Source organism: Bacillus cereus group sp. TH152-1LC, assembly GCF_027710505.1.
GTDB lineage: Bacteria > Bacillota > Bacilli > Bacillales > Bacillaceae_G > Bacillus_A > Bacillus_A mobilis.
Genome location: NZ_JAQFNK010000003.1, coordinates 336,683 through 355,604 on the forward strand (window position 1 = coordinate 336,683; position 18,922 = coordinate 355,604).

Genomic DNA, 18,922 nt, shown 5'->3' on the forward strand with positions numbered 1-18,922 from the left:
CCTCCCTATCAATTTTTCGGCGAAACTGAAACACGATGGGCTGGTACATCTAGCAGCCGTATTACAGCTTCTTTTACCATCGCTTTAACTTGTATATTATCCACTCCTTTTGCTACGACAAGAACACCTCGCACTTTCGGTTTCTCTGTTCGTAAAACAACAGGAGTTTCTTTATCACCTTCACGTATAATGACTGTCTTTTCATCAAGGGACTCATTTTCTACTTTCCTCTGACCACCTGTCTTATCTGTTTCACTTGTTGTGTCTGAACGTTTCACTGTATTTTTTTCTAATATTTTTTCTTCAGATGAATCTAAATTTACTTTAATCGTTACATCTTTTACTCCCGCTATGTCTTCTAAGGCTGCTTTTAATTCTTGTTCATACGCTTTTTCATACTTTTCTACATTTGACATACTATCGTTATTTTTTTGTCCAAAAGTTGGCACGTCTTTTTCTTGATTTTGCGTTTTTTGTTCTTTAAATACAGGTACTTCTTCCTTTTTACTTGAAAAGTAACTACTAGAAAACATAAGCAAAATTCCAAGTATGAGTAGGACAAGTAAAAACTTAGGTGTTACCTTCTTCCCTTTCTCATTACTCTCTTTTTCATCCCCATTCAATAAGTTTCGAAAAAATGAAAACTTTGAATTTTTATCTTTATTGTCCATTTACTCTACCTGTCCTCCCTTCCATTTGAACTTGGATTTGTTTATTCTCTAGTTGCCACCTGCTTGAAAAGAAGTCTTTCATTTCTACATTTGTTTCTTCTACTTTTTTCGGAGGTTCTTTCGTGTTAATTTCAACTGGCTTTACTGTTTCAATTGCATCATTTTTACTACGTTCTTTTTCTTTCAACGTCACAACAACAGTTTGAATATCTTTCGCTGACTTTACTTCCGCGGTGCTTTCCGCTGCGACTATTTGTATTTCAGAGACTGTCATACCATACTTTTTCTCGAATTCTTTTCCTACTTCTTTTTTCATTTTGGTAGCCATCTCTTCTAAACTATATGCACGTGTTAGAGCTTGTATTTCTTTTTTCTTCGAATCTATTGAATTTTTTACAGATCCTTCTGCTACGTACTTCTCTTCATTAAAATTTGCGATTACTTCATTCACATCTGTTTGCAATAGTTTAAAAAGAGGCGTTAAAATTAAAACAACTAATAATAGACTTACAACGAATTTGACGTACTTTTGCAAATTAGAATTTGGAAGAATAAGATGCAGCATTGTCGCTAAGAGTAAAAAAACGATAATATTTCTAATCCACTCTGTAACAAATTGCATACCCTTCACCTCCTACCGCATCATAAGTGTAATGTTCCCCGCAGCAATAATAATTGTGATACTTAAAAAGAACATAAATGATACGATAGCTAAGCAAGCAAATACATAAATGATGCTTCGCCCGATAATATCTAAACATTGAATAATTGCTCCGCTGCCAACTGGCTGTAATACTGCTGCTGCGAATTTATAAATAAACGCGATACAAAAAATTTGAATCGCTGGAAAAGCAACAATTAAGCATAGAATGACGAGCCCGATAATTCCGACTGTGTTTTTTAATAACCCCGATGCACTAATAACAGTATCCGCCGCCTCTGTAAACATTCTTCCTACTACGGGAATAAAGTTCCCTGTTACAAATTTAGCAGTTTTCACAGCGATTCCATCAGCAACCGCTGTCGCTGTTCCTTGTACAGATAATACCCCTAAAAAAATCGTTAAAAAAATACCGATAATCCCAACGCTAACGTTTTGCAGAAGCTTGGACAATTTCGTAACTTTATATTGATCACTCATTGTACTTACAATACTTAATATCGTTGCAAGTAATAAAAGTGGTAGAACGATATAATTCATCAAAAGCCCGCTCGTGTTCATTAAAAAGATGATAATCGGATGAAAAAACGATACAGATACAACACCACCCCCAGTTGCTATGAGTGCAAGCAAGATTGGCAATAGCGCTAATATGAAATCTACCATTGTTTGTATCGTTTCTCTTGCATATGTCATGACGACATAAAAACTATTTAAAGCGAAAATAATAAGTACCATATATACAACAGCATCAGCAATTTTACTTACACTACTCTTTGAAAATGCAGATTGCAGTGATTGCAACAATGCACTAAAAATTGTAAGCATAATGAGCGTTCCAAGTAACTTCCCATTTGCAACCAGCTCGTGAAATAAATACTTTAATAAACCTAGCATCCACTCTTTTATAGAAATTTCTTTTTCTCCCTTCACGAACTCCATAAAGCTACCTTTTTGACTCTCTGGTAAATAACCTCCATATTTTGTAACAAGCCCGTCCCAAAATTGCTTCACATCTTCAATTCCGAGCTTATCCAATTGTTGATCAACGACGTTTGTTTCTACAGGAGAAGCTTGTACAACAACCGGTAAAGAAAAGAAAAGGAAGCAAGCAAATAGCAGCTTAGCTCCAAACCCCCTCAACATTCACTCCCCCTTATCCCGTCGGTAAAAATCCGAGAATAGTTTCAATTACAACCGTCAAAATAGGAATCGCCATTACTAGAATTAAGATTTTTCCAGCTAATTCAATTTTCGAAGCGATTGCACCCTGCCCTGCATCTTTTGTAATTTGCGCTCCAAACTCAGCAATATAAGCAATCCCAATAATTTTTAGCAACGTTTCTACATATACGTTGCTAACTTTCGCTTCACTCGCTACCCTCTCAATCATTTGTAAAATAGAGTGAATTTGATCAATTAAAAGAAGAAACATCACGCTACCTACGAACACAATAAATAACGACGTAATGCTAGATTTATGCTGATTCAATACAGCTGCTAAAAACGTAGCAACGAGGCCTAATCCGACAATTTGTATAATTTCGATTCGAACCGCCTCCTTTACTGGAAGAGAAAGACACTCTTAATCTTGTCGAATAGCGTATTAATTAAAAATGCCACATGAAATAAAATAACGACAAAACCGACAAGGATAACCCAATTTGCAATATCCTCTCGCTTTAATTCTTTTAGTACGGTATGAATAAAAGCTAAAACAATGCCGATTCCGGCGATTTGAAATATTAATCCAACATCAATGGACATCGCCTTTCTCCCTCCTATAGCAGTAAAATTACGATAAGTAGCCCCGCTAGTACCCCTAAGCTCTTGATCATTTTTTCATATTGCAGTTGTAACGCTTTCGCTTCTTCTTCTTCTCTCTCTAAATGTGTAATGCATAAGCGTATATGTTTTTGTTGTGATTCACGATCATGTTGTCCGAGCGTTTCGCCAAATTGCTGCAAAATCTCGTACTCAGTTTGTTGAAATGCTGTTAACTTCCAATTTTCTTTCAAACTATCTATCCAAGCTTCTCTTACTGTTTGTTCTCCGCTTTCTAGCCTTCTAGCGAAACTTTGGAATATCCAATTTAACGGCTTCGGCATTTGTTTCACTAATCGCTCGGCGGCTTCAGACAAAGGTGTATGCCCATACATAATTTCTGCCTCTAATGATTGAAGTGCCGCTTTTAATAATCTAAGTTGCCGCGGCCTCTCGCTATATTTTTTCGCGTATGAAAATCCGAAAAAGGTGCTGACTGCAACGATTAACACTGCACCAAATATTTTTACCATACGCCCTCAGCCTTTCTATGAGGTAATACCGATTTTCCATATTTATCTTTCACTTGCATAACTGTTCCTGGCCCTCTAGCTTTTGATAGCTCCACAAACCTATCAAATATACCGAGCTCCAGCACCGCCTTTAGCGATGGACGTTTCACAACATCATCATAAGAAAATCCATGTGCACTTATAAAAAGTTGAACCCCTGCATGCACCGCCTCCATAATTGCTTCACTATCTTCTTTACGTCCGATTTCATCTACAATCAAAACATCTGGACTCATAGAACGAATCATCATCATCATTCCTTCAGCTTTTGGACATGCGTCTAACACATCTACTCGCGCTCCAAAGTCATATTGCGGAATACCTTTCACGCAGCCTGCAATTTCTGACCGTTCGTCTACAATTCCAACTTTACAAGAAGGAATGTTCGAAGCACTTACACCTTGACTCATGCAACGTGCTACATCTCTTAAAAGTGTTGTTTTCCCCGTTTGCGGCGGGCCAATAACCATCGTGTTTAACCATCGTGATTCATACAAATACGGCAAAAGTGGTTCAGCAATTCCTATTTTTTGACGAGCGATACGAATATTAAAGGAAGAGACATCTCGAATCATTTTCACTGCGCTTTTTTCTGTAATGACTTTTCCCGCTAAGCCGATTCTATGTCCTCCTCGAAGTGTCACATACCCACGTTTTAATTCCTCTTCCATCGTATAAATTGAGAATTGACTTAACTTATTCAATAAGTAAATGGCATCCTCTGCCGTAACGATATAGTCATAGAAAAACACTTCGCCATGAGCAATACACTCTAGCGGTCTTCCAATTCGAACACGAATTTCCTCTAGAGCATCGCACCACTTACAACTTTCCACTAGCTGCTTCATCGTTTTCGGTAAAACTTCTAATACTTCTTTCATCAGCTTCTCCCCACTATACTCGACTTACTATTTCAACAACGCGATAAAAATGCAGCCAATTCCAAGTGCTAGAAAAAAGAGTTTCAAAAAAGAAATCTCACTTGCCACACTCGCTATACCTATTGTCATTGTTAAAATTAATACGGTCGGTCCAACAAACGCCAACATACCATTTATAAACAATGCTTTCTTCGCATCATTCACATAAAGCATAAGCAAAGCGGCGAATATTTCCGCGCTGCCTGAAAACAACCGAAGTAACCCCATTACGAGCACGGATGTTTCCATTGCCGCTAGCCACTGTTTCATTCTCCCACCTTCTCCCATAACGGTTACTAGTGCTGTCTGCTACAAAAGAGTATATTTGTACAACCATATGCAAGGGTTGTCTATTTCAGAAGTAAAAACATAATTTTTATCTAACGCCTTTACACAATCAGAATATTCGTATTATTTAATGGTATATTATGGTATATTTAATTTAAAAGGGGTATAGACGATGCAGCACGAGAGACAGAACTAAAGTCATCTCGCTAGCTATATGTACAAAATGAGGGGGTAAAATATGAAGGTATTAAAAATTAGTTTAACAATTGTAGTAGAATTAGCTCTTATTTATCTTTTTTCATTATTGGTCAGTTGGTCATTTATGGAGGCCTTTTTCCTTGGTAGTTTAGCGATATTTGCAATTACGTGGCTAATTATTATGAGTAATCATAGAAACAACATTACAGATCATGCAATCAGTAAAACACTGACTGGCGTTGAAACTGGCGAGATAAAACCATTTCAAATTGTTTTGACTCCCTATATTATGGGTACCCTTTCACTTGTCTTAGTTAGCTTTGTTATAACAGGGATTTATTATCTACCCTATTTCCTATAGAAAAAAGCACTCGTGATAATCACGAGTGCTTTTCTACTATGCACGAGAAACGTATTTACCTTCACCAGTGTTGATGATAAGCATTTCGCCTTCGTTAATGAAGATTGGTACTTGTACAACAAGACCAGTTTCTAATGTAGCTGGTTTTGTTACGTTAGAAGCTGTATCTCCTTTAATACCTGGCTCTGTTTCTGTAACTTGTAATTCAACTGTGTTTGGAAGTTCAACACCAAGTACTTCATCTTGGTATGTCATAATAGATACTTCCATGTTTTCTTTTAGGAATTTAAGTTCGCGCTCGATTTGTTTTTCACCAAGTTCGATTTGCTCATAAGTTCCGTTATCCATAAATACGTGAGACTCACCGCTTGCGTATAAGTATTGCATACGACGGTTTTCGATGTGTGCTTTTTCTACTTTTTCACCTGCACGGAATGTTTTCTCTTGAACAGATCCTGTGCGAAGGTTACGTAGTTTAGAACGAACGAATGCAGCACCTTTACCTGGCTTTACGTGTTGGAAATCCATTACTTGCCAAAGGCTATTATCCACTGAAATTGTTAAACCTGTACGAAAATCGTTTACTGAAATCATGTAAAAAAATCCTCCTGTGTATTACAAAATAATAAGTTCTTTTGGTGATTTCGTAATTACTTCATTACCTTCACTTGTTACAATGATATCATCTTCAATACGTACGCCGCCAATACCTGGAATATAAATACCTGGTTCTACTGTTACAGCCATACCTGGTTCAAGAACTGTATCAGAACGGAACGCTAAACCTGGTGCTTCATGGATTTCAAGACCGATTCCATGACCAGTAGAGTGTCCGAAGTATTCACCATATCCTTTTTCAGTTATGTAATCGCGCGTTAACGCATCCGCTTCACGGCCTGTTAAACCAGCTTTAATACCGTTCACACCACGTAGTTGTGCTTCTAAAACGATATTATAAATTTCTTTCAATTTATCAGATGGTTCACCAACTGCAATCGTACGAGTAATATCAGAGCAATATCCTTTGTAATAAGCGCCGAAGTCTAATGTAACGAAATCTCCTGTTTCTATCACTTTTTCAGATGCCACGCCGTGCGGTAATGCCGAACGAAGACCTGAGGCAACGATAATATCAAACGAAGAAGATGTTGCTCCTTGTTTTCTCATGAAAAATTCAAGTTCATTTGACACTTCAATTTCAGATACTCCCGGGCGAATGAATGATAGAATATGTTCAAAGGCAGCATCTGCAATCTGTGCAGCTTCCTTTAATATCTTAATCTCTGAATCAGTCTTTATCAAGCGTAACTTTTCTACAAGCCCAGAAGTTGGGATAAATTCAGCATCGATCGCTTCTTTATGCGCTGAATAAGAACTATATGTAAGAGTATCTTGCTCAAAGCCAAGCTTTTGAATTCCTAGTTCCTTCACCTGCTTTGCAACTTCATCAATAATTAATCCTGCATGCTGTACAATCTCATATCCAACAGCTTGTTTAGTAGCCTGCTCTACGTAACGGAAGTCTGTAATAAATTGAGCACGATTTTTCGAAATCAGTACAACACCAGCTGTTCCTGTGAAGTTAGCCATATATCTACGACTATGTTCATTTGTTAACAAAATACCGTCAATACCAGCCTCATCAAATGCACTTCTTACTCTTTCGATTTTCTCCATTACTTTATGCCTCCCTCAATTTCTCCATTAATGCAAATAACGCTAACTTATAGCCATAAAAACCAAATCCAACAATTTGTCCTGCACAAACAGCTGCCGTCACAGATTCATGACGGAACGACTCACGCTGGTGAATGTTTGAAATATGTACTTCAATAACAGGAATCGAAATGCTCGCAATTGCATCTCGAATCGCATAGCTATAATGCGTAAATGCTCCAGGATTTAAAATGATCCCTTCATATATATCTTCCGCCTCATGAATACGATCGATAATCGCACCTTCATGATTCGATTGGAAACATTCTAACTCCACTCCCATTGTTTCTGCTTCTTGCTTCATATCTGCTTCAAGTGTCGCTAGCGTGCCCTTTCCATATACATTTACCTCTCTGACACCGAGGCGATTTAGGTTAGGACCGTTTACGAGGAGTACCTTTTTCATATGCTTAAAACTCCTTAATATTAAATGTCTATACAACATTTTAACATAGGAGTTACTTATTTGAATAGTTTGTCTTCTCTTCCCCTTCACGCTCGGCCTTATTGGTATTTACGGCGTAGGAAACAGAGTATGCTATAAACACACCATATAATATAAAAATGCATATCGTCGTCACAATCGTTTCTTTCGGTAAATGGAGTGCACTTTTAATAGCAGGCGCTATTAATCCCATTCCGAAAAATAGTAACGCCCACCAAAATAAACCGTAAATCATCCCTGGAAGAATTCCCTCAAACTTTACCAAAAACGCTTTGTACAAAAAGGCAATTAAAATCGAAAGTAGTCCCATACAAACAATTCCTGACACATTGCCCCATACCCCTTCCTTCCAGCTTCCAAAGGCAAATGGTAAAAGTAAATAGTTCGGTCCCGCTTCCGTAAATGAAAATATATGAAGGAAATACCATATCCCTCCCCAAAAGACTCCACCAAATAAACCAATTTGCACAAAATTCCTTGTTCCTAATTGTTCTTGACTCACATCGACACCTCCGCTCAATAGTATGCCCGAAACTATTTTGAACCATGTTTAAATACTGCGAAATTTGTCTATAAAAAGAATAAGAAATGTCCGACTCTCGTAACATTTTCCCTTGTCATATACTTGTATTTGTCGATAAAATAAAGGAAACTCGGTGATTGTCTTATTTCAAAATGACAGAACCCAGTATGACAATTGCCTCTTTTTCTACATAAGAGAGAAACAAATACAGGTTGGTGTTAACATGGCAGAAGAGTCAAAACAAATATATGGCGGGCAAGCAGTCATAGAAGGAGTTATGTTTGGCGGTAGAGAATATACTGTTACAGCGGTTCGTCGTAAAGATAAATCGATTGAATTTTATCGATTACCACGCGTTCGTAATAAAGCATTATCTATCCTGAAAAAAATTCCATTTTTACGAGGTATTGCCGCTATTGTGGATGCAAGTGCGAACGGAGCAAAACATTTAAACTTTGCTTCAGAACGATTTGATGTCCACCCAGAAGACGACGAACAAATTGCAAATAACAAAGAAGAACAATCGAAATTAACGATGGTATTAGGAGTTGCAGCAGTTGGTGTTTTATCTTTCATATTTGGTAAAGTCATTTTCACAGCAGTTCCTGCACTACTAGCTGAATTAACGAGACCGATTTTCCCCTCACATACAGGGCAAATCATTGTCGAAAGTGTCATTAAGCTCGTGCTATTATTGAGCTATATATACTTTATTTCTTTAACCCCACTTATTAAGCGGGTATTTCAGTACCATGGTGCGGAGCATAAAGTAATTAATGCCTACGAGAATAACCTTCCAATGACTGTAGAAAATGTACAAAAACAAACTCGCCTTCATTATCGCTGTGGCAGTAGCTTTATTATATTTACAGTCATTATTGGCATGTTTGTTTATTTCCTTGTCCCTACAGATCCACTTTGGGCCAGAGTCGTAAACCGAATTTTATTAATTCCAGTCGTTCTCGGCATTTCTTTCGAAGTGTTACAATTTACAAATCGATTACGCGATATTCCAGTATTACGCATACTTGGATATCCCGGATTATGGCTGCAACTGTTAACAACGAAAGAACCAACAGATGATCAAGTGGAAGTAGCCATTGCATCGTTTGAAGAATTATTACGTTTAGAAAACAAACAATAATTATTTAAAAATGGTGTTCAACTCCTTTCCTCATCGTTAATATACTATTTTTAATATATGTTTTTAGGAGGTGTCCCTTATGAACGGTCGTTCGTTTACTTTCGCTATATTTGTGCTTATTATCGGATTAGCAATATTCGGCCTTGTTTCATCTGTCATTACAGACCCAATGGGAGTGTTAAGAAATATTGGTATCATGTTGGCTGTCGTTGGTATCTTTTATTTACTCTACAAAATGTTTACAAACTCTAGTGGTTCTGCAAATTCGCAAAGCTCTTATAAGCGTGCTGCAAAACAATCGAACCGCAAACATGGGAAACAAAATGTAGCACCCCTAAGCAATTCATTATTTAAATCAAACGCTTCTAATGACAAAGGGAAAAAAGGCACTCCTTCCACTTTGAAGCGAAAAAGAAAACAATCTCATTTAACTGTCATTGAAGGTAAAAAAACAAAAAAGAAAGACCGTGCTTCCTTTTAGGAAATACGGTCTTTTTTTATATTTTGCAGTACTTCTTTCAAACTTTTATCTTTCATACTTTCAATTCGAAGGTGATGATTTTCAAAAGGTAAGTTCCGTGTCACATCATTAGGTACTACGACACACTTTAATCCTGCTGCAATCGCTGCCTTCAATCCGTTTAACGAGTCTTCAAATACAACTGCTTCAGACGGATCGATCCCTAAATCTTCTATCGCAATTCGATAAAGTGCTGGATCCGGTTTTACCTTTTCAACATCGTCTCTCGTTTTAATGACTTCAAAATAATCTCGAATTTGTAGCTCTTCCAAAAAAGGAATAATCCATTCTCTAGATGAACTGGAAGCTAATGCGATTTTCAATCCCATTTCTTTCGCTTCCTCTAAATATTCTTTTACCCCGTCACGAGCTTCTGGTATTTTCATTTTCTCTTTATGTAAAGTTTTCACTTTTTCTTTTAATGCATCCTTGTTAAACTTCTCTTTTAATTGCTCATTTAAATATGCATATAGTACATCATCTGTCGTTCCAATACATTTTGCAAATTCCTCTAAGGGTAACTCCCCGCCATACTCACGAACGGCGTCTCTGAAAGAGTGAAACCATATTGTCTCTGTGTCCACAATTAATCCATCAAAATCAAAAATAATTGCTTTCATAATTCTCCCATCCTTTTCGATTGAAATAAAAAAGGAAACGACATACGTTCCCCTTAATTACTTTTCTCTTCATTTGCTTTTTGAACACCACGAAGTGTTTCCACTCGAACCTCATCTTGTTCAAAGTATTGCACTAAATCACCGATGCGGTCAATTGCTTCCCAACTTAAATGATGTTCAATTCCTTCTACATCATTGTAAATCTTGCTTTCATCCAAACCGATAATACGCATAAATTGCTCTAGCAAGTCATGACGGTATACGAGACGTTCTCCGATTTTTTTACCTTTTGATGTTAATACAAGCCCTCTATATTTTTCATAAATTAGATATTCATCTTTGTCTAATTTTTGCACCATTTTTGTTACAGAGGATGGATGTACACTCAGCGCTTCAGCAATATCAGATACGCGGGCATAACCCTTTTCATCAATCAACAAATAAATTTGTTCAATATAATCTTCCATACTAGGGGTAGGCATCGGTTTCCTCCATCCAATTTCATTTTGCTCATTCCGTACGAAGCAATCAATAAAATGATACACCAGAAAGAATAACGTGACAAGTTGAAAACAAGCCTAAATATATAAAACAAAAAAGAATCTGTATTTGTATACAGACTCTTCTTAAGTAAAGTATTGTATTTCTGCATCAGGAAAAAACTCATGTATATAACCTCTTATTGTTTCTTCTAATACTTCCGCATCATCTTTTTTATATACGTATTTCCCGATTCCGTATCGTCCCCATTTATATTTACGCTTCTCTTCATCCATTTCAAGTTTCGAATTCGGATAACGCTCTTGAATGACCTTTTTTGCCGGTTTTGTAAAGCGATGTTGAATTAATTCAAACGTTAAATTCGGTATCGACAAATCTTTTAGCGCATTGTACAGTCGCTCAAATAGTTCACGGTATCCTTCTTCCCATCCTTCATGCATATAAAGTGGCGCAACTATAAAGCCAAGTGGATAACCCGCTCCTGCTACTTTACGAGCGGCTTCAATTCGTTCTTCAAACGGTGATGTCCCTGGTTCAAAATTTTTAATCACATACCGTGAATTAATACTAAACCTGAAACGAGTTTTCCCGTTATGTTTTGCATCTAACAAATGATCCACGTGCGAATATTTCGTAACGAAACGTAAACGCCCGTATTCACTTTCTCCAATAAATTCTATCGCCCGCTTTAATGCATGTGTTAAATGATCAATCCCAACGATATCTGATGTACAAGCCGCTTCAAATCTTGTTATTTCAGGTGCTCTTTCATCCATATATTGCTTTGCCTTCTCCAATATTTCATCAAGATTAACATACACGCGAACGTAAGGCTTACTCCCAAGTGTCGTTTGCAAATAACAATAATGACAATGCCCCATACACCCCGTTGCGAGCGGGATTGCATATTCAGCTGACGGTTTTGACGTATCAAACTTTAATGTCTTCCTAACCCCAACGACAAGCGTTGCCTTTGCATTACGATACTTTTGCAAATCATTTTCACCTGGCAAATTTCTAATTTGATTATGAGATGTCGTTTCATGAATTTCTAATCCCATCTTCGTAAACTTCTCATACAGCTCTTTTCCAAGCGGATATTCAAGTGCCTTCGGTTCAAAGTAAACGAGTTTTGGCATAAATGGTTTCATACGTTTCCCTCCTCTCGTTAGTATGGGGAATGTTGAAAAATTAAAACTCATAAAAGTTTTCCACGTCAGTAACTTGCGTTGCAAGTTACTGGATGTTATAATTTGGATATCAGCTACCTTGCAACGCAAGTTACCTGAATAAAAGGTGGTGAAATCATGCACAGCCAAATGTTAAAAGGTGTGCTCGAAGGTTGCATCCTATACATCATTTCACAAGAAGAAGTGTACGGATATGAACTGAGTACAAAATTAAATAAACACGGATTTACATTCGTAAGCGAAGGAAGCATATATCCGTTATTGTTACGTATGCAAAAAGAAAAGTTGATTGAAGGAACATTAAAAGCCTCCTCACTCGGTCCAAAACGTAAATATTATCACGTAACCGATAAAGGATTAGAACAGCTTGAAGAATTTAAACAAAGCTGGGGAATGGTTTCAACAACCGTAAACAACTTATTACAAGGGGAGTGATAGGAATGAAAGCTAAAGACATGGTTGAATTAAACAATAAAAAACGAGAACTCTTAACACCTGAAAACGAAGCTGCTTATGGTGATATGTTAGTATATCTTCGAATATCAAATGTACCTCAGCAACAAATGGAGGAACTGTTACTAGAAATATTAGATCATCTCATCGAAGCACAAGCAGAAAATAAAAGTGCTTACGACATTTTCGGTAACGATTTACAATCTTATTGCAATGAACTTATATCAGCTTTACCAACCCAAACAAAGTTAGAAAAAACTTCTTTAATCGGTTTTGCTATTAGTTTACTTCTTGCTATACAGTTTGGAATCGATGCAATCGTTTCATTTTTTATTTTAACTTTTGGAAAGAATACGGAACACTTCACTCCATCTTTTAGTATCCCTGGAACCATTTTATCTGTTTCACTCATTATTCTAGGAATACTGCTTATTTTGTATTTTTTAAAGCGTTACTCCTTTGATCAAAAAACGACTTGGAAAAGAAGAATTCTATTTGGATTTACGTTCGCTACTCCATATTGCGCCTCTGTATTTTTACATGTTTATTTTAAAAAGCAACCTTATCTCATTTATCATTTAACATTTTGGCAAAATGCCTTAATTGCTATCTTATTTTTTGTTTTATATAAATTACTATATAAAAAATCAAATTTTTAGCAGCCTTTCAAAAGGCTGTTTTTCTTCTGTCTAATTTTACAAATTGAAAAATTTCATAAAGAAAATAAGAAAAATGCAAAATAATTAAAGTTAATTGTTGACGTGATGCTTTTATTATCGGTATCATAAATCTTCGTGAGCAATTATTTTTCGTTATACGATTTTTTTATTATTACTGAATTTTTGAGAGGAGAAATTAGATGTCAGTTAAGAAGAAAACGCAAGTACGCACCGGCAAAATGGTACGTGAACTAATGTTAGCAGACGAAGATGTAAATGCTTCGCTAATTATGGTATATAGTGAAAACGGTGTAAACGCAGAAATTAAAATCGAGGGCTTAACGCCGAAATGTAACGAAGAATTATTTTTGAGCGGAAACGTGGATTGGAACAAGAGTGTTATTTATAAAATTGTTGATTTCACTGGGAACGCTGAAGTTGGTAAAGTTACATTAACAGCGATGAACAAAAACAATGTTTCTCTAGAAGTTGAACGCGTTATGTGGAGCAAAGAGAATAAAGAAGCTGCTGAGCAAGAAGAAACTGTTGTAGAAGCTACTCCGAAAAAAGAAGTAGTTGTAGAAGCTCCAAAACCTGTTACGCGAGTAGAAACACCTGCAGCACCTAAACCTACTCCGGTACCAACACCGAAGCCAGTAAGTGTAGAAGCTGCTGTGGAATTATCTACTCCAGCACCTGTGAAAAAAGCAGTACCAACTCCAGTTACAAAGCAAGAGACAGCACCGGTTGCACCTGCAAAACCGAAGCAACCTGCTTTGACTGAAACAAATACAAAACTACAAGAAAATTATGTGAAACTCGTGAAAAAGACAATTGAAGTTTGTCAAGATTACGAGCTTGGCATCGACATAGATGATTCTATTGAAAGCTTAAAACAAGAACTACAAAGCCAAGGTATTAGCGTTACATTCGACAAAGAAATTATGGACGTTGTAAATCGCCTTCGTTCTTTACAAGATAAAGGAATCAAAGTAGAAAAAGTACTTAATTTACTATAAAAAAATAAGAGGTGGCAATTGCCACCTCTTATTTTTTATAATTCCATTCGTTACTTTCATACTTCTCTTTTGCTAATGTTTGCACTTCATGTAATTGTTCTTCTGTTAATTCATACGGAACAAGTTCTACATCTAATCCTTTTTCAAACCCAACCTCAAACGCTTTAATTAACTGATCGATTGTAAACGTACGGTCTGTTAATTCATTAATTGCTACCGCTTTAGAAGAGAACATACTCTTCATACGCTCTTTTACACGTTCATTCGGGAATAAAAACAGATCATATAACTCATCTAAATCTATTTCTAACGGAATCGACCCGTGCTGTAAAATAACACCTTTTTGACGTGTTTGAGCACTACCTGCGATTTTTCTTCCTTCTACTACGATTTCATACCAAGATGGTGCATCAAAACATACACCTGAGCGTGGATTTTTTAAATTTTCACGATCTGCTTCTGTTTTTGGAACTGCATAATACGCTTCTAATCCTAATGCCTTAAAACCGTCTAATAAACCTTGCGAAATAATACGATACGCTTCTGTAACTGTTTTTGGCATATTTGGATGATCTTCAGACACAATAACACTGTACGTTAATTCTTTATCATGTAGTACACCCCTGCCGCCTGTTTGACGACGAACGAATCCATATTTCTTTTCGTTAACTACATCCATATTAATATCTTTTTCAACACGCTGGAAATACCCAACTGTTAATGTTGGTACTTCCCATTCATAAAAACGAATGGTTGGTGGCATTTTCTTTTCACTTTGCCAATTTAATAAACATTCATCTAACGCCATATTAAATGCCGGTGAACATTGACCAGAGTTAATATAACACCATTTTTCTTTTCCCATCCTGCACCTCATATAACCAATTATTTTTCACATTCTCTAGTCTACCAAATTCGACAAAATTTGTGAAAGAATACGAAATTTCTTCTTATATGCAAATGAATCTGTTGCATAAATACATAAGGGCATTATAATATTGAAAGTAGGATAAGAAAAAAGGGAGCGATAGAACCGTGTCAACAACTTGGATTATTTTATTAGCCGTAATCGTAGCGTTCATCGGCTACACTGTATGGATGTATTTCTATCAGAAAAAATTAATTAAAACACTTTCAGAAGAAGAGTTTCGCGCTGGCTACCGTAAAGCACAGCTTATCGATATTCGCGAAGCAGACGAATATACTGCAGGGCATATTTTAGGCGCACGTAACATTCCGTTATCACAAATTCGCCTTCGTCATAAAGAACTTCGTAAAGATCAACCAGTTTACTTATACTGCCAAAGCGGATTCCGTACTGGTCGTGCGGCTCAATACTTAAAGAAACAAGGCTACAAAGATTTCTACCAATTACAAGGTGGATTCAAAACGTGGACTGGAAAAATTAAAAAGAAATAATAACATACAAAAACTAGCTGAATGATTCAGCTAGTTTTTTCATTCCATATTATTCGCAATGTATACTAAATTTTGCTTAATCACATCTTTATCATTCTCTTGTGCATTACGATACAAAATCTGATATTCAAGTCCTTTCTCTTTCCAGATAAGCGTAGCAAATTCGTCTCCTCGCTCGGAATCATCCTTATTTTTAAAATAAGCGAGTGCTCCATTATTCAATTTCATTTGTTCTTGAAATCGCTTCTCTTCCACAAGATCCGGAAAACTATAAGGAAAGTTCGCAACATTTAACTCAATATACTCATTTCTCCCCAGCTCCCGCTGTTTATATTTAATCATCAAAACCGTGTTCTTTTGTCCAATCGTTCTGACTTCCCCCTTCACATCACTCGTAATGTCATACGGTAAAAACGCCGGAACTTTAAATTTCACTGGAAAATATTTCGGAAGCTCCTTCAGCGGAATTGGATCCGTAACACGATCCATAGCTCCCCCTGTTTTTCCCACAAAGTTTTTTTCTTCTTGCATCGTTTGCTGAAACGAACATGAACTTAGCACTAGACTAGAAAACACGAAACAAATGATTCTTTTTTTCAATTTGTTTCCGCCCTTTCTTCATACCGCTATATTTATGAATGAAGCGTTTATATGCTATTCATATTCGCTTCATTAACAAACTCCCCTTTGAAAACTTTCCACGTTATTCTCACACATTTTGACAAAAACTCTTTTATAAACGCAAAAAAGACCGCCATCATTCTCACGCCCAAATACAAAGGTTACGCGAATAACAGAAGCCATGTTTATAACATAGTTTGTGAAAAGCTTTTCAGGTCAAGATTTTTTCATTCTTATTATTTTCCCTTTATAATAAGGGAAAGAGGTGATACATATGGCCAATATAAAACAAATTGCAAAAACCGCTGGTGTATCCATATCAACTGTTTCCCGCGTCCTTAATAATCACCCTTACGTAAAAGAAGAAAAACGTAAGCGTGTTCTAGATGCTGTTGAAGAATTGAATTATGCCAAAAATATAAATGCTATTCATTTAATAAAGGGAAAAACCTATACAATCGGGGTTATGCTCCCTTTCATTAATGTTCCTTACTTTAGTACCATTATTGAAGGAATTGGCAACGAAGCGTTAGCAACTGGATATCACATTAACTTATGCCAAACGAATTACGATAGTATTGAAGAAATTCGCGTTCTTGAAATGATGAAAATGAAACAATTCGACGGAATGATTATTTGCTCTCAAACGAGTTCATGGGAACAAATTGAACCTTTTGCAAAATTTGCCCCTATTATTTCATGTGAAAAAATGAACCACCCTCTCATTTCATCTATCTATGTAGATCATTACGAAGGCTTCCGTCTCGGTACTGCCTATTTACTCAGTAAAGGGCATGAGAAAATCGGGATATGTTTAGCAAGAAATACAAGTGTTAATTCAATCGAGCGTAAAAAAGCTTTCGCAGATACACTTCGTAACGCAGGTAAAACGGCACATCCTGATTGGATTTTTCATCAATGCTATACAATGCAAGACGGTGCACAAATACTCCATCGTATTTTAAATATGAAAAATCGTCCAACCGCTATTTTTACAGCGAACGATCAAGTTGCAGCTGGTTTATTAACAGAGGCGCGAAAACATGGCATTCGCGTCCCTGAAGATCTCGCTATCCTCGGATTTGATAATCATGAAATTTCAAAGGCGTTAGAAATTTCAACTATTGAGCATCCTGGTCTCGCAATGGGCTCACATGCTTTTTCTTTATTCCATAAACAAATCCAAAGCGAGCAAATTGTCGGGAGCGCAAAAGAACTTTCATTCCATTTAATTGAGCGAGATACTGTCTAAAAAAAGAGCGTTACCTATAGCGCTCTTTTTTCAGCTCTTCACCTATTGACTTTATATTTTCCATCTCATATAATGAACCTAACGAACGATAGGTAGGGGATGAAAATGACAGCAAACCGCATTAAAGCTGTAGCACTTTCTCATTTCGCACGCTATGGCTACGAAGGAACTTCATTAGCAAATATTGCTCAAGAAGTTGGGATTAAAAAACCATCAATTTACGCACACTTTAAAGGAAAAGAAGAGCTATATTTTATATGTTTGGAATCCGCTTTTCAAAAAGATTTACAGAGCTTCACAGACGATATCGAAAATTTTTCAAATTCGTCTACTGAAGAATCGCTCTTACAGTTACTAAAGGGCTACGCAAAACGATTTGGTGAAAGTGAAGAATCAATGTTTTGGTTACGAACTTCCTATTTTCCGCCCGATGCATTTCGCGAACAAATTATCGAAAAAGCGAATACACACATTGAGAACGTCGGAAAACTTTTATTCCCTATATTTAAACGGGCAAACGAACAAAGTGAACTGCATAACATTACAGTAGAAGACGCTCTAGAAGCTTTTCTATGCTTACTAGACGGACTTATGGTTGAGCTACTATTTGCAGGTTTAAATCGCTTTGAGGCTCGTTTAAACGCCTCTTGGCAAGTATTTTGGCGAGGCCTTTCAAACTGACGGATTGCTCCTTTGCAATGCGTCGTTTTTAGCCCTTTACCTAACGATTGGTAGGAAGGAGAAATGACATATGGCTTGGATTTATGTAATCATAGCTGGTATTATTGAAATCTTTTGGGTCATTGGACTTAAAAAAGCGGAGGCACCACTTGAATGGGCTGGTGTTGCGTTATTAATTACAATTAGTTTCGTTTTATTATTTAGAGCTTATAAAGATTTACCTGTCGGCACTGTATACGCAGTCTTTACAGGAATTGGAGCTGGTGGGATTGTTCTGACAGAGATTTTCATCTTCGGGGAACCTTTCTCTATTGTAAAAGTGTTATTAATCGGCTTAATCTTCTTCGGTGTAATTGGTTTAAAACGAGTAACAGAAGAAAAAGAAGCGAAGGAGGCCGCATAAAATGGCTTGGTTATTTTTAATTCTAGCTGGTATTTGTGAAATTATTGGTGTACTCTTTATGAAAGTAGCCACTGAAAAGAAAGGCTGGGCACCAAAAGTTATTTTAATCGCTAACTTCGGCGTAAGCTTCTTCTTCTTATCTCTTGCGATGAACACATTACCGATGGGAACTGCTTACGCGATTTGGACTGGAATCGGAACTGCCGGAAGTGCACTTCTAGGTATTCTTATTTTCCGTGAATCAGCGGATTGGCGTCGTCTTGCCTTCTTAAGCTGCATTCTATGCGGCGCTGTTGGCTTAAAACTATTAAGCTAACGTGA

28 protein-coding genes are annotated in these 18,922 nt (G+C 36.8%); 11 read left to right on the forward strand and 17 right to left on the reverse strand.

Features of this window, described 5'->3' with window-relative positions; genetic code table 11:
* Positions 1 to 8 precede the first annotated feature (8 nt).
* The 8 genes from spoIIIAG to PDL00_RS11515 are packed head-to-tail and all read right to left on the reverse strand — an operon-like array spanning position 9 to position 4,858.
* A complete protein-coding gene (gene spoIIIAG, locus PDL00_RS11480; protein ID WP_242256059.1) occupies positions 9 to 671 on the reverse strand; it encodes a stage III sporulation protein AG in 663 nt (220 codons plus the stop codon).
* Entirely contained in the window at positions 661 to 1,293 is a 633-nt protein-coding gene (spoIIIAF, locus tag PDL00_RS11485; protein ID WP_001161039.1) for a stage III sporulation protein AF, read from the reverse strand. Before spoIIIAF ends, spoIIIAG begins: the two co-directional genes overlap by 11 nt.
* 12 nt (positions 1,294 to 1,305) lie before the next feature.
* Complete coding sequence (gene spoIIIAE / locus PDL00_RS11490) at positions 1,306 to 2,478, reverse strand: stage III sporulation protein AE (RefSeq protein WP_000943696.1); 1,173 nt, start codon at positions 2,476 to 2,478, stop codon at positions 1,306 to 1,308.
* A gap of 10 nt (positions 2,479 to 2,488) precedes the next feature.
* Positions 2,489 to 2,872 (reverse strand): stage III sporulation protein AD, encoded by a 384-nt coding sequence (gene spoIIIAD, locus PDL00_RS11495; protein WP_079998460.1) that lies wholly within the window; start codon positions 2,870 to 2,872, stop codon positions 2,489 to 2,491.
* A 23-nt stretch (positions 2,873 to 2,895) separates the two neighbouring features.
* Positions 2,896 to 3,099 carry a stage III sporulation protein AC gene (gene spoIIIAC / locus PDL00_RS11500; protein WP_000020914.1) on the reverse strand — a complete coding sequence of 68 codons (204 nt, stop codon included), beginning with the start codon at positions 3,097 to 3,099 and terminating at the stop codon, positions 2,896 to 2,898.
* Between the two features lie 14 nt (positions 3,100 to 3,113).
* A complete protein-coding gene (gene spoIIIAB / locus PDL00_RS11505) occupies positions 3,114 to 3,629 on the reverse strand; it encodes a stage III sporulation protein SpoIIIAB (protein WP_000238690.1) in 516 nt (171 codons plus the stop codon).
* Entirely contained in the window at positions 3,623 to 4,549 is a 927-nt protein-coding gene (gene spoIIIAA / locus PDL00_RS11510) for a stage III sporulation protein AA (RefSeq protein ID WP_270729078.1), read from the reverse strand. The genes spoIIIAB and spoIIIAA overlap by 7 nt, the downstream gene beginning before the upstream one ends.
* 27 nt (positions 4,550 to 4,576) lie before the next feature.
* A complete protein-coding gene (locus PDL00_RS11515) occupies positions 4,577 to 4,858 on the reverse strand; it encodes a YqhV family protein (RefSeq protein WP_000816054.1) in 282 nt (93 codons plus the stop codon).
* A gap of 256 nt (positions 4,859 to 5,114) precedes the next feature.
* Between PDL00_RS11515 and PDL00_RS11520 the strand changes: the two genes are divergently transcribed.
* Positions 5,115 to 5,435, forward strand: a complete 321-nt coding sequence (locus PDL00_RS11520) for a hypothetical protein (protein ID WP_097818193.1) — start codon at positions 5,115 to 5,117, stop codon at positions 5,433 to 5,435.
* A 36-nt stretch (positions 5,436 to 5,471) separates the two neighbouring features.
* Here the strand turns inward: PDL00_RS11520 and efp are convergent, their stop codons facing one another.
* Genes efp through PDL00_RS11540 form a run of 4 tightly spaced genes read right to left on the reverse strand, consistent with a single transcriptional unit; the run spans position 5,472 to position 8,098 of the window.
* Positions 5,472 to 6,029, reverse strand: a complete 558-nt coding sequence (efp, locus tag PDL00_RS11525; protein ID WP_242256067.1) for an elongation factor P — start codon at positions 6,027 to 6,029, stop codon at positions 5,472 to 5,474.
* Positions 6,030 to 6,050: 21 nt separating this feature from the next.
* A complete protein-coding gene (pepQ, locus tag PDL00_RS11530; protein ID WP_073516475.1) occupies positions 6,051 to 7,112 on the reverse strand; it encodes a Xaa-Pro dipeptidase in 1,062 nt (353 codons plus the stop codon).
* Between the two features lie 4 nt (positions 7,113 to 7,116).
* Entirely contained in the window at positions 7,117 to 7,557 is a 441-nt protein-coding gene (gene aroQ, locus PDL00_RS11535) for a type II 3-dehydroquinate dehydratase (RefSeq protein WP_000757087.1), read from the reverse strand.
* Positions 7,558 to 7,609: 52 nt separating this feature from the next.
* Positions 7,610 to 8,098 (reverse strand): YqhR family membrane protein, encoded by a 489-nt coding sequence (locus PDL00_RS11540; RefSeq protein WP_242256069.1) that lies wholly within the window; start codon positions 8,096 to 8,098, stop codon positions 7,610 to 7,612.
* A gap of 244 nt (positions 8,099 to 8,342) precedes the next feature.
* Here PDL00_RS11540 and PDL00_RS11545 point away from each other — a divergent pair, with 244 nt between their 5' ends.
* Together PDL00_RS11545 and PDL00_RS11550 are read left to right on the forward strand one after the other, a co-directional pair.
* Positions 8,343 to 9,263, forward strand: coding sequence for a DUF1385 domain-containing protein (locus PDL00_RS11545; RefSeq protein WP_270729084.1), 921 nt, complete (start codon positions 8,343 to 8,345; stop codon positions 9,261 to 9,263).
* Between the two features lie 79 nt (positions 9,264 to 9,342).
* Positions 9,343 to 9,744, forward strand: coding sequence for an SA1362 family protein (locus tag PDL00_RS11550; protein ID WP_046956360.1), 402 nt, complete (start codon positions 9,343 to 9,345; stop codon positions 9,742 to 9,744).
* On the opposite strand, the gene PDL00_RS11555 is transcribed toward PDL00_RS11550, so the two are convergent.
* The 3 genes from PDL00_RS11555 to splB all read right to left on the reverse strand — a co-directional run bounded on the left by PDL00_RS11555 (position 9,741) and on the right by splB (position 12,055).
* On the reverse strand, positions 9,741 to 10,403 hold the full coding sequence (locus PDL00_RS11555; protein WP_242240362.1) for an HAD family hydrolase: 663 nt from the start codon (positions 10,401 to 10,403) through the stop codon (positions 9,741 to 9,743). The two genes, PDL00_RS11550 and PDL00_RS11555, sit on opposite strands and share 4 nt — an antisense overlap.
* A gap of 53 nt (positions 10,404 to 10,456) precedes the next feature.
* Positions 10,457 to 10,885: a transcriptional regulator MntR gene (gene mntR / locus PDL00_RS11560; RefSeq protein ID WP_001143071.1), complete on the reverse strand. Its 429-nt coding sequence runs from the start codon at positions 10,883 to 10,885 to the stop codon at positions 10,457 to 10,459.
* 144 nt (positions 10,886 to 11,029) lie between these two features.
* Positions 11,030 to 12,055 carry a spore photoproduct lyase gene (splB, locus tag PDL00_RS11565; protein ID WP_270729088.1) on the reverse strand — a complete coding sequence of 342 codons (1,026 nt, stop codon included), beginning with the start codon at positions 12,053 to 12,055 and terminating at the stop codon, positions 11,030 to 11,032.
* Positions 12,056 to 12,211: 156 nt separating this feature from the next.
* Here splB and PDL00_RS11570 point away from each other — a divergent pair, with 156 nt between their 5' ends.
* The 3 genes from PDL00_RS11570 to PDL00_RS11580 all read left to right on the forward strand — a co-directional run bounded on the left by PDL00_RS11570 (position 12,212) and on the right by PDL00_RS11580 (position 14,225).
* Positions 12,212 to 12,529, forward strand: coding sequence for a PadR family transcriptional regulator (locus PDL00_RS11570; protein ID WP_000556083.1), 318 nt, complete (start codon positions 12,212 to 12,214; stop codon positions 12,527 to 12,529).
* Between the two features lie 5 nt (positions 12,530 to 12,534).
* Positions 12,535 to 13,206: a DUF1048 domain-containing protein gene (locus PDL00_RS11575; protein WP_270729090.1), complete on the forward strand. Its 672-nt coding sequence runs from the start codon at positions 12,535 to 12,537 to the stop codon at positions 13,204 to 13,206.
* Between the two features lie 200 nt (positions 13,207 to 13,406).
* A complete protein-coding gene (locus tag PDL00_RS11580) occupies positions 13,407 to 14,225 on the forward strand; it encodes a hypothetical protein (protein ID WP_270729092.1) in 819 nt (272 codons plus the stop codon).
* A 28-nt stretch (positions 14,226 to 14,253) separates the two neighbouring features.
* Here PDL00_RS11580 and PDL00_RS11585 read toward each other — a convergent pair whose 3' ends face one another.
* Positions 14,254 to 15,090 (reverse strand): lipoate--protein ligase family protein, encoded by an 837-nt coding sequence (locus PDL00_RS11585; RefSeq protein ID WP_048531100.1) that lies wholly within the window; start codon positions 15,088 to 15,090, stop codon positions 14,254 to 14,256.
* 170 nt (positions 15,091 to 15,260) lie between these two features.
* Between PDL00_RS11585 and PDL00_RS11590 the strand changes: the two genes are divergently transcribed.
* Positions 15,261 to 15,644: a rhodanese-like domain-containing protein gene (locus PDL00_RS11590; RefSeq protein ID WP_048531103.1), complete on the forward strand. Its 384-nt coding sequence runs from the start codon at positions 15,261 to 15,263 to the stop codon at positions 15,642 to 15,644.
* 39 nt (positions 15,645 to 15,683) lie between these two features.
* Here the strand turns inward: PDL00_RS11590 and PDL00_RS11595 are convergent, their stop codons facing one another.
* Positions 15,684 to 16,220, reverse strand: coding sequence for a DNA polymerase III subunit delta (locus PDL00_RS11595; protein WP_270729204.1), 537 nt, complete (start codon positions 16,218 to 16,220; stop codon positions 15,684 to 15,686).
* A 319-nt stretch (positions 16,221 to 16,539) separates the two neighbouring features.
* Between PDL00_RS11595 and PDL00_RS11600 the strand changes: the two genes are divergently transcribed.
* The 4 genes from PDL00_RS11600 (at position 16,540) to PDL00_RS11615 (ending at position 18,917) form a co-directional block, all read left to right on the forward strand.
* Positions 16,540 to 17,517 (forward strand): LacI family DNA-binding transcriptional regulator, encoded by a 978-nt coding sequence (locus tag PDL00_RS11600; RefSeq protein WP_270729094.1) that lies wholly within the window; start codon positions 16,540 to 16,542, stop codon positions 17,515 to 17,517.
* A 99-nt stretch (positions 17,518 to 17,616) separates the two neighbouring features.
* Positions 17,617 to 18,198 carry a TetR/AcrR family transcriptional regulator gene (locus PDL00_RS11605; RefSeq protein ID WP_270729096.1) on the forward strand — a complete coding sequence of 194 codons (582 nt, stop codon included), beginning with the start codon at positions 17,617 to 17,619 and terminating at the stop codon, positions 18,196 to 18,198.
* A 70-nt stretch (positions 18,199 to 18,268) separates the two neighbouring features.
* A complete protein-coding gene (locus tag PDL00_RS11610; protein ID WP_000312339.1) occupies positions 18,269 to 18,601 on the forward strand; it encodes a DMT family transporter in 333 nt (110 codons plus the stop codon).
* A 1-nt stretch (position 18,602) separates the two neighbouring features.
* Positions 18,603 to 18,917, forward strand: a complete 315-nt coding sequence (locus tag PDL00_RS11615; protein WP_046956356.1) for a DMT family transporter — start codon at positions 18,603 to 18,605, stop codon at positions 18,915 to 18,917.
* Positions 18,918 to 18,922: the final 5 nt, after the last annotated feature.

Excerpts from the sequence above, each read along its gene's own strand:
- spoIIIAG (WP_242256059.1), bottom strand. The coding sequence starts at position 671 with ATGGACAATAAAGATAAAAATTCAAAGTTTTCATTTTTTCGAAACTTA.
- spoIIIAF (WP_001161039.1), bottom strand. The coding sequence starts at position 1,293 with ATGCAATTTGTTACAGAGTGGATTAGAAATATTATCGTTTTTTTACTC.
- spoIIIAE (WP_000943696.1), bottom strand. The coding sequence starts at position 2,478 with ATGTTGAGGGGGTTTGGAGCTAAGCTGCTATTTGCTTGCTTCCTTTTC.
- spoIIIAC (WP_000020914.1), bottom strand. The coding sequence starts at position 3,099 with ATGTCCATTGATGTTGGATTAATATTTCAAATCGCCGGAATCGGCATT.
- spoIIIAB (WP_000238690.1), bottom strand. The coding sequence starts at position 3,629 with ATGGTAAAAATATTTGGTGCAGTGTTAATCGTTGCAGTCAGCACCTTT.
- spoIIIAA (WP_270729078.1), bottom strand. The coding sequence starts at position 4,549 with ATGAAAGAAGTATTAGAAGTTTTACCGAAAACGATGAAGCAGCTAGTG.
- PDL00_RS11515 (WP_000816054.1), bottom strand. The coding sequence starts at position 4,858 with ATGAAACAGTGGCTAGCGGCAATGGAAACATCCGTGCTCGTAATGGGG.
- PDL00_RS11520 (WP_097818193.1), top strand. The coding sequence starts at position 5,115 with ATGAAGGTATTAAAAATTAGTTTAACAATTGTAGTAGAATTAGCTCTT.
- efp (WP_242256067.1), bottom strand. The coding sequence starts at position 6,029 with ATGATTTCAGTAAACGATTTTCGTACAGGTTTAACAATTTCAGTGGAT.
- pepQ (WP_073516475.1), bottom strand. The coding sequence starts at position 7,112 with ATGGAGAAAATCGAAAGAGTAAGAAGTGCATTTGATGAGGCTGGTATT.
- aroQ (WP_000757087.1), bottom strand. The coding sequence starts at position 7,557 with ATGAAAAAGGTACTCCTCGTAAACGGTCCTAACCTAAATCGCCTCGGT.
- PDL00_RS11545 (WP_270729084.1), top strand. The coding sequence starts at position 8,343 with ATGGCAGAAGAGTCAAAACAAATATATGGCGGGCAAGCAGTCATAGAA.
- PDL00_RS11550 (WP_046956360.1), top strand. The coding sequence starts at position 9,343 with ATGAACGGTCGTTCGTTTACTTTCGCTATATTTGTGCTTATTATCGGA.
- PDL00_RS11555 (WP_242240362.1), bottom strand. The coding sequence starts at position 10,403 with ATGAAAGCAATTATTTTTGATTTTGATGGATTAATTGTGGACACAGAG.
- mntR (WP_001143071.1), bottom strand. The coding sequence starts at position 10,885 with ATGCCTACCCCTAGTATGGAAGATTATATTGAACAAATTTATTTGTTG.
- splB (WP_270729088.1), bottom strand. The coding sequence starts at position 12,055 with ATGAAACCATTTATGCCAAAACTCGTTTACTTTGAACCGAAGGCACTT.
- PDL00_RS11570 (WP_000556083.1), top strand. The coding sequence starts at position 12,212 with ATGCACAGCCAAATGTTAAAAGGTGTGCTCGAAGGTTGCATCCTATAC.
- PDL00_RS11575 (WP_270729090.1), top strand. The coding sequence starts at position 12,535 with ATGAAAGCTAAAGACATGGTTGAATTAAACAATAAAAAACGAGAACTC.
- PDL00_RS11580 (WP_270729092.1), top strand. The coding sequence starts at position 13,407 with ATGTCAGTTAAGAAGAAAACGCAAGTACGCACCGGCAAAATGGTACGT.
- PDL00_RS11585 (WP_048531100.1), bottom strand. The coding sequence starts at position 15,090 with ATGGGAAAAGAAAAATGGTGTTATATTAACTCTGGTCAATGTTCACCG.
- PDL00_RS11600 (WP_270729094.1), top strand. The coding sequence starts at position 16,540 with ATGGCCAATATAAAACAAATTGCAAAAACCGCTGGTGTATCCATATCA.
- PDL00_RS11605 (WP_270729096.1), top strand. The coding sequence starts at position 17,617 with ATGAAAATGACAGCAAACCGCATTAAAGCTGTAGCACTTTCTCATTTC.
- PDL00_RS11610 (WP_000312339.1), top strand. The coding sequence starts at position 18,269 with ATGGCTTGGATTTATGTAATCATAGCTGGTATTATTGAAATCTTTTGG.
- PDL00_RS11615 (WP_046956356.1), top strand. The coding sequence starts at position 18,603 with ATGGCTTGGTTATTTTTAATTCTAGCTGGTATTTGTGAAATTATTGGT.